2 protein-coding genes are annotated in these 8,391 nt (G+C 73.4%); both read left to right on the plus strand.

Annotation, left to right across the window (positions count from 1 at the left end; translation table 11 throughout):
* Window positions 1-220: 220 nt before the first annotated feature.
* A complete protein-coding gene (locus AAHZ94_RS03920) occupies window positions 221-2,329 on the plus strand; it encodes an SPFH domain-containing protein (RefSeq protein WP_349990538.1) in 2,109 nt (702 codons plus the stop codon).
* A 715-nt stretch (window positions 2,330-3,044) separates the two neighbouring features.
* Window positions 3,045-8,391, plus strand: a 5,347-nt coding sequence (locus tag AAHZ94_RS03925; protein WP_349990539.1) for a DNA repair ATPase, incomplete at its 3' end; no start/stop codon positions are given.

Here is an 8,391-nt window from a genome sequence, read left to right on the forward strand (position 1 = left end):
GCTGACCTCTTCGGTCCGCGCGGCGCTGGCACACCGAGCAACCCACAGCCACAGCGCCAGCACACCCACACCCCACACCCGACACCCCACACCCGACACCCCCACAGCACCGAAACACCCACACCCACCCACGTACACCCACCCACACCCGCGTACGCACACCCACTGACACACCCCACACCCACACCCGCGTACGTACTTCTCTCTCGGGGGACTTCTCATGGATGCCATCACGGTAGGCATCGGCGTGTTCGTCGCCGTCGTCCTGCTCATCGCGTTGACCTTGCTGTTCGTGATCAGTCGACTGTTCCGCAAGGTGGAGCAGGGCAAGGCGCTGATCGTGTCGAAGATGCGCAAGGTGGACGTCACCTTCACCGGGCAGGTCGTGCTGCCGGTGCTGCACAAGGCCGAGGTGATGGACATCTCGGTGAAGACGATCGAGATCTCGCGCACCGGCCGGGACGGGCTGATCTGTCGGGACAACATCAGGGCCGACATCCGCATCTCGTTCTTCGTACGGGTCAACAAGACCGTCGAGGACGTCATCAAGGTCGCGCAGGCCATCGGCACCGCCCGGGCCAGCGACAAGGCGACCTTGCAGGAGCTGTTCAACGCGAAGTTCTCCGAGGCGCTGAAGACGGTCGGCAAGCAGCTCGACTTCACCGACCTGTACACCAAGCGTGAAGAGTTGCGGGATCGGATCATCGAGGTCATCGGCACCGATCTGAACGGCTACAGCCTGGAAGACGCGGCCATCGACCACCTGGAGCAGACGCCGCTGGCCCAACTGGACAGCCACAACATCCTGGACGCCCAGGGCATCCGCAAGATCACCGAGCTGACCGCGGTCGAGCACGTGCGCACCAACGAGTTCCAGCGCAACGAGGAGAAGGAGATCACCCGGCAGAACGTGGACGCCCGGGAAGCGATCCTGGAGCTGGAGCGGCGGCAGGCGGACGCCGAGATCAAGCAGAAGCGCGAGGTGGACACCGTACGGGCGCGCGAGGAGGCCGAGACGGCGCGGGTGATGGAGGAGGAGCGGCTGCGGGCGCAGGGCGCATTCCTCAAGACCGAGGAGCAACTTGGCATCCAGCGCGAGAACCAGGCGCGCGAGGTGGCGGTGGCGCAGAAGAACCGGGAGCGGGTCATCGCCATCGAGAACGAGCGGATCGAGAAGGACCGGCTGCTGGAGGTCATCGCCAGGGACCGGGAGACCGAGCTGACCCGGATCGCCGCCGAGAAGGAGGTGGAGTCCGAGCGCCGGGAGATCGCCGAGGTGGTGCGGGAGCGCATCGCCGTGGACCGTACGGTGGCCGAGCAGGAGGAGTCGATCAAGCGGCTGCGGGCGGTCGAGGAGGCCGAGCGGCAGCGGCAGGCCGTGGTCATCGCGGCCGAGGCCGAGGCGCAGGAACAACTGGTCAAGGACATCAAGGCGGCCGAGGCGGCCGAGCAGGCGGCGCAGCACCGGGCGGCCGAGGAACTGACGCTGGCCGAGGCCCGTACGAAGACCGCCGACATGGACGCCCGGGCCAAGATGCGGCTCGCCGAGGGCATCCAGGCGGAGGCGGCGGCCGAGGGGCTGGCGGCCGTGCAGGTGCGGGACAAGGAGTCGGAGGTCATCGAGAAGGCCGGCCGCGCGGAGGCCGAGGCGATGGCGGCGCGGCTGAAGGCGGAGGCCGACGGGGTGCGCGAGAAGGCGCTTGCTGAGGCTGCGGCCATCGGTGAAAAGTTGAAGGCCGAGGCGGAGGGGCTGACCGAGAAGGCCGCGGCGATGGCCGCGCTGGACGAGGCGTCGCGGGCGCACGAGGAGTACCGGCTGCGGCTCGCCGCCGACAAGGACGTACGGCTCGCCGGCATCGAGGCGCAGCGGCAGGTTGCCGAGGCGCAGGCGGCGGTCATCGCGACCGGCCTTGAGGGCGCTGACATCAGCATCGTGGGCGGCGAGTCGGCCTTCTTCGACCGGCTGGTCGGGGCGATCTCGCTGGGTAAGAGCGTGGACGGGTTCATGCAGCACTCGCAGACGGCGCAGACGCTGGCCGGGCCCTGGCTGGACGGTTCGGCCTCGTTCACGGACGACCTGACGAAGATGCTCGGCTCGGTCTCGACGGCCGACGTGCAGAACCTGACGGTGTCGGCGCTGCTGATGAAGTTGATGCCGAAGGGGTCGGGGCAGCTCGATCAACTGCTGGCATCAGTAAGGCAGTTGGGGCTTGCTGACCTGCCGGTGGCGGAGTTGGTGGGGCGGGCGGACGCGGGGGCCGCGCAGGCGGGACCGCAGTTGGTGAAGCAGCCGGCTGGCCCGGCCGGCGCCGCCGCGCCCGTCTCGTAGCCGCGGCTTCGGCTGGCGGTGGGCCCGCCTCGTAGCTGCTGCTGCTTCGGCTGGCGCCGAGCCTGTTTCGTAGCTGCTGTTTCGGCTGGCGCCGCGCCCGCCTCGTAGCTGCTGCTTCGGGCTGGCGCCGGGCTCGCCTCGTGGTCGTGGGGTGGGCTCCCCTGGGTGGGTGGTTCCCTGTGCGGGGTGGCTTCCCCTGTGCGGGGTGGCTACCCGCGGGGTTGGTTACCCGCGGGGCCGGTTCCCTGTGGAAGTGGCGCCCCCGCGGGGCTGGCCACCGTGGGTTACGGGCCCGGGGCGCTGTCGGACGGGGGTCGGCAGTGCCCCGGCTGCGGGTTGCGGTGGGGGATGGAGAGTTGGGGCGTACGGGTCGGGGCGTCCGGTGCGTGAGGGGGCGGCGGGGTCGCCGGTGCATCCGGTGCGTCCGGGGCGTCCGGGCGGCCGGGGCGTGACGGGGTGTCGGCGGTCCGTCGGCCCCCCCCGCCCCCGTCGACGCGTACCCCGCACACACCAGCCACCCCCACTCACCCAAGCCGCGCCCCGCTGCGCGACCCACCCACCTATGGCGCCCCCCAACCACCCCGCTTGCGCCACCCCGCCGCACACGCCAACCACACCCCAGCGCCAGCCACCCACCCCCACGCCGCCAGCCACACGCCACGGCGCGCCCCGCGGGTCCCCGCGCACACCGTTCGTATGAGGAGTTGAGGAATCGATGGAGACCGGGACCGGGACCGGGACGGGAAGCGGGCTGGACGCCGGCACGTACGAGGTGTTGCGGGAGCGGCTGGCGGGGCGGGCGGGGGAGTTGGCCCGGCGGGCCGATGCGCTCAACGCATCGCGCGTCGCGGAGTTCGGCTCCACCGAGCTGACGCTGACCGGTACCGAGCCGGTGCGTACGGAGCGGCCGAGCACGGCCAGGGACGTGGTCGCCGTCGGGGAGTTGCTGCTGTTCGGGGCGACCGTCGCGGCCGGGCCCGAATCCGGGGACGCGGCCGTCGGCGAGGTGTTCTCGCTCTACGACCGGGAGCTGAACCCGCTGCCGGCCGGCGCCGCGCCCGGGCTCATCGACGACCCGGCGTTCGTGCGCGAGTTCGCCGCGCTGCACCGCTACTACCGGGCGGCCAGGCTGCGCCGGCTGCGGATCGTGGACGGCACGTTGCTGGCCGTCTTCCAGACCGGCGAGCAGCCCACCGACATCCGGGTGCTGCGCTGGTCGCTGGCGGCGGACGGGCGGGCCAGGTTCCTGGACGCGCGCGGCGAGCGCGACCACGTCTTCCCCGATCCGCACGACGTGACCTGGGTGGCCGCCACCCGCGACGACCACGTGCCGGGCCGCTTCCCGCACATCGCGATCGACGGCGGGCGGGTCTACGTCGCCACCGGCGGCGGCGCCCTCACCCTGAAGACCGAGAACGACACCGAGACCGGCGACGGCGTCTACCGCGAGCCGGTCGCCGAACCGCTGCAAGCCCTCGCCGACGCGGACGTCGCGTACGCCACCGTCGGGCCGCTGGTGCTGCTGCGGGTGCGCCCGTACAAGGAGGAGGACTGGCGGTACCTGGTCTTCCACACCGTCACGCACGACGTGCGGCGCATCGACGGCATCGGCCAGTCCTGCCAGCGGCTCCCGGCCGGCCAGGGCATCGTCTTCCCCGGCGGATACTGCCTGGCCACCGGCGCCGTGAAGACCTTCGACGCGGACACCACGGGGCTCGTCTTCGAGCGCGCGGTGCGCTCCCCGAACGGCGAGGACGTGCTGTACGCGTTCCACGCCCAGGACACGGGCGCCACCGCACACCCCACCGGCAGCACCGGGTCCCACAGCCCCACCGCACCCCGTGGCACCACCGGACCCCACAGCACCACTCCTCACCCCGGCACGGCTCCGCACACCGGTCACACCCTGCTGCTCTCGTACAACACCATCCGCGAGGAGATCGCCACCCCGCTGGCCTGCCAGGGGTACGCGCTCTTTGCCGACGGCACGCTGGTCGCGCTGCGGGCGCCGGCCGACGACGAGCCGGCGCGGGTGCACCCGGTGCAGCTCTGGCGCACCCCGTACACCTCCGACACCTACGCCGCCGGCGCCGCGGCCGGCGCCGGGCCGCTCGCCCGGATCGGCAACGCCGACCTGGTGCGCGGCATCTCCGAGTGCCTGTCGCTGGCCCGACAAGTTGCGGACACCGCGCCGACGGGCGAGATGTACCGGGCGTTGGTCGCCGCCTGCGGGCGGGCCGCCGACCGTTACCACTGGCTGGCCGACCCGGACGTGGGCGATCTGCGCACCCCGCTGGACGAGGTACGGGCCACGGCCGAACAGGTGCTGGCCGAGTTCGCCGCCGTGCAGGACCTCACCCGGCGGGCCGCCGAAGCGCTCGCCGAGTGCGCGGCGCACATCGCCCGACTGGTCCGCCGGGTACGCGGCGAGTCCCCGGCGACCGCCGCCGACTGGGTGGCCCGCATCGGCGAACTGCGGCAGGCGCAAGGCAAGTTGGAGACACTGAAGGAGATGCGGTACGCGGACGTCGAGCGGATCGACGCGCTCGCCGCTGACGTGGCGGGCGACATCGCCGCCACCGCGCGCCGCGCCGTCGCCTTCCTCCAGCGCGCTGACGCGTTCGCCGGCTACCGGGACCAGGCCGCCAGGCTCACCGCGGACGCCGAGGCGATCGACACGGTCGCCGCGGCCGAGCCGATCGCGGCCGAGGTGGCGCAGGAGACGGCCGGGCTGCGGCACGTCGCCGAGGTCATCGGCCGTCTCGACATCGACGACGCGACCGTGCGCACCGCGGTCCTGGAGCAGATCGCCGAGGTCACCGCGGGACTCAACCGGGCCAGGGCGACGCTGGACGCGCGCCGCAGGGAGCTGGCAGACCGCGAGGGACGGGCGGAGTTCGCCGCCGAACTCGCCCTGCTCGGCCAGTCCGTGGCCGGCGCGCTCGCCGGCTGCACCACGGCCCGCGAGTGCGATGACCAACTCGCCGCGCTGCTGCTGCAACTTGCTGACCTGGAGGCCAGGTTCGCCGACCACGAGGGGTTCCGCGACGAGCTCGACGCACGACGCGCCGAGGTCAGCGACGCGTTCGCGGCGCGCCGGCAGACGCTGGAGGACGCCGCGGCCCGGCGCGCCGCCGCGCTCGCCGAATCCGCCGGCCGGGTCCTGGAGACCGTGGCCCGGCGGGCCCTCGCACTGCCCGACCGCGAGTCGGTCGCCACCTTCTTCGCATCGGACGCGCTGGTCACCAAGGTCCGCCGGAGCGCGGACGAGCTGCGATCCGCCGGCGAGGGGCTGCGCGCCGAAGAGTTGGAGGGCCGGCTGAAGGCGGCGCGCGAGGACGCGTTGCGCGCGCTCCGGGACCGTACGGAGCTGTACGCGGACGGCGGCGCGACCATCCGACTCGGTGCCCACCGGTTCGCGGTCGGCACCCAGAGCCCCGAGCTGACGCTGGTCCCGGCCGCGGACGGCACCCTGGCCTTCGCGCTGACCGGCACCGACTACCGGGCCCCGGTCGCGGACCCGACGTTCGCCGCGACCCGCCCGTACTGGCAGCAGGCGCTGCCGTCGGAGTCGCCCGACGTCTACCGCGCCGAATACCTCGCGGCCCGACTGCTCGCCGAACACGGCGCGGCGACGCTGTCCGCCGCTACCCCCGACGGCCTCGCCGCGCTGGTCCGCGCGACGGCGGACGCGGCGTACGACGAGGGGTACGAGCGCGGCGTCCACGACCGCGACGCCACCGCGATCCTCACCGCGCTGCTCCGTCTGCACCGCGGCGCCGACCTGCTGCGCTACCCCGCGGCGGCCCGCGCGACGGCCGCCCTCTTCTGGACCCACGGCACGACGGAAGGCGCCCGCACGGCGTGGACCCGCGAGGCGACCTCACTCAGCCGCGCCCGGGCGACGTTCGGGGCGTCACCGGGTCTTACGCTGCTGACTCGGCAACTTGCGCATGCGGTGGGGGAGTTTCTGCGGACCGGGCCGCTTGTGGGGTTGGGTGAGGTGGGTGGCTCGGGTGGCTCGGGTGGCTCGGCGGGATGGGGTGAGTCGGGTGGGCCGGACGGCTTGGCGGGCTCGGGTGGATCAGGTGGATCAGGTCGGCCGGGTGGCCTGGCAGGGTTGGATGGATCGGGTGGGCTGGCTGGGTCTGCTGGGCTGGCTGAGTTGGCGGCCACCTACCTCGTGGAGGAGTTGGCGCGCGGCGGCGCGTTCGTGACCGGCCCGGCGGCGCGGGCGCTGCTCGACGGGTTCGGGCGTGCGGTCGCCGGCCCGGACGCCGCAGCACTCCCCTACTCCGCCGACGTGCGCGAACAGTTGGCGACCGGGGACGCGGCCGGCGCACACCGTCTGGTGCACGGCTGGCTGACGGCGTACGCGGCGACGCAGCGGGCCGAGGCGGGGCGGCCTGACGCCGGGCAGCCCGAAGCAGGGCGGTCTGGCGCGGGGCGGTCTGACGCCGGGCAACCCGGGGCGGGGCGGCCTGACGTGGGGCGGCCTGACGTGGGGCGGGCCGGGCCCGGCGACCTCGCCGAAGCCGTGGCGATCGAGCTCTGCCCCGAGCTGCCGCGCCGCGACGTACCGGACGCGGAACTGTCGACGCAGGTCACCGGGTTGCTGGGCACCCACCCCCGGGTGGCGGGCCGCGAACTCACCCTGCGCATTGACGAGTTCCACGCCCGTACGACGGACTTCGCCGCCCGCGTCGTGCCGGGCTTCCGTGCGTACCAGCGGCGCCGGGCCGAGCTCATCGCGGCCGAGCGCGACCGGCTGCGGCTGGCCGAGTACCGCCCGCAGGTGATGTCCTCCTTCGTCCGCAACCGCCTGGTGGACGACGTGTACCTGCCGCTGATCGGCGACAGCCTGGCCCGCCAGATCGGCGCCACCGGCGAGGCCAAGCGAGTCGACAGCAACGGCCTGCTGCTGCTCATCTCGCCGCCCGGCTATGGCAAGACGACGCTGGTCGAGTACGTGGCCGAGCGGCTCGGGTTGCTCCTGGTCAAGGTCAACGGGCCGGCGCTGGGCCACGGCGTCACCTCGCTCGACCCGGCCGAGGCGCCCAACGCGACGGCCCGGCGCGAGGTCGAAAAGGTCAACTTCGCACTGGCGGCCGGCAACAATGTGCTGCTCTACCTGGACGACATCCAGCACACCTCGCCCGAACTGCTCCAGAAGTTCATCCCCCTGTGCGACGCGACCCGCACGATGGAGGGTGTCTGGGACGGCGAGGCGCGCACGTACGACCTGCGCGGCAAGCGGTTCGCGGTGTGCATGGCGGGCAACCCGTACACCGAGTCGGGTCGCCGCTTCCGGGTCCCGGACATGCTCGCCAACCGGGCCGACGTGTGGAACCTGGGCGACGTGCTGACCGGCAAGGAGGAGGCGTTCGCGCTCAGCTTCGTGGAGAACGCGCTGACCTCCAACCCGGTCCTCGCGCCGCTGGCCGGCCGCGACCGCGCCGACCTGGAGCTCCTGGTCCGCCTCGCCGCCGGCGACCCGACGGCCCGGCGCGACCGGCTGGCCCACCCGTACGCACCGGCCGAACTCGATCGCGTCCTCGCCGTTCTCACCCATCTGCTCGCCGCGCGCGAGACGGTCCTCGCGGTCAACACCGCGTACATCGCGTCGGCGGCGCAGACGGACGACACACGCACCGAGCCCCCGTTCGGCCTGCAAGGCTCGTACCGCAACATGAACAAGATCGCCGCCCGCATCTCCCCGGCGATGAACCCCGCCGAACGCGAAGCGCTCATCGACGACCACTACCGCAGCGAGGCCCAGACCCTCAGCACCGCGGCCGAGGCGAACCTGCTGAAACTGGCCGGGCTCAGAGGCGTGCGCACCCCCGAACAGGCCGCGCGCTGGGCGGAGTTGTGCGCGGCGTACGGCGGGGGAGCGCGGACGGGCCCGGGTGCGGGCGTGAGCGCTGACCCGGGCGGCGCTACGGGCGCGGGCGCGGGTGGGCCTGTGGGCCCGGTACGTACGGGCGTGGGGGGGGGGGGGGGGGGGGGGGGGGGGGGGGGGGGGGGGGGGGGGGGGGGGGGGGGGGGGGGGGGGGGGGGGG

Origin of the sequence: Streptomyces sp. HSW2009 (assembly GCF_040240285.1) — a bacterium.
GTDB lineage: Bacteria > Actinomycetota > Actinomycetes > Streptomycetales > Streptomycetaceae > Streptomyces.

Bases quoted from the DNA above. Each gene is read 5' to 3' on its own strand.
- AAHZ94_RS03920 (WP_349990538.1), top strand. From the start codon at position 221: ATGGATGCCATCACGGTAGGCATCGGCGTGTTCGTCGCCGTCGTCCTG.